This is a genomic window from Vibrio sp. MarTm2 (genome assembly GCF_027587055.1).
GTDB classification, from domain to species: domain Bacteria; phylum Pseudomonadota; class Gammaproteobacteria; order Enterobacterales; family Vibrionaceae; genus Vibrio; species Vibrio sinaloensis_D.
Genome location: NZ_JAPPTK010000058.1, coordinates 1 through 439 on the forward strand (window position 1 = coordinate 1; position 439 = coordinate 439).

The 439-nt window shown below is 54.2% G+C and carries 1 rRNA gene; it reads right to left on the minus strand.

Annotated features, from left to right (window positions below):
* Positions 1-38: 38 nt before the first annotated feature.
* Positions 39-439: ribosomal RNA gene (locus OH458_RS22010) — 16S ribosomal RNA — on the minus strand; the annotation flags it as partial.

The window sequence follows — 439 nt, forward strand, 5'->3', positions numbered from 1 at the left end:
ATCAATCTGTGTGAACACTCATCGCAATAATCATCGTATAAGGAGGTGATCCAGCGCCAGGTTCCCCTAGCGCTACCTTGTTACGACTTCACCCCAGTCATGAACCACAAAGTGGTGAGCGTCCCCCCGAAGGTTAAACTACCCACTTCTTTTGCAGCCCACTCCCATGGTGTGACGGGCGGTGTGTACAAGGCCCGGGAACGTATTCACCGTGGCATTCTGATCCACGATTACTAGCGATTCCGACTTCATGGAGTCGAGTTGCAGACTCCAATCCGGACTACGACGCACTTTTTGGGATTCGCTCACTCTCGCAAGTTGGCCGCCCTCTGTATGCGCCATTGTAGCACGTGTGTAGCCCTACTCGTAAGGGCCATGATGACTTGACGTCGTCCCCACCTTCCTCCGGTTTATCACCGGCAGTCTCCCTGGAGTTCCC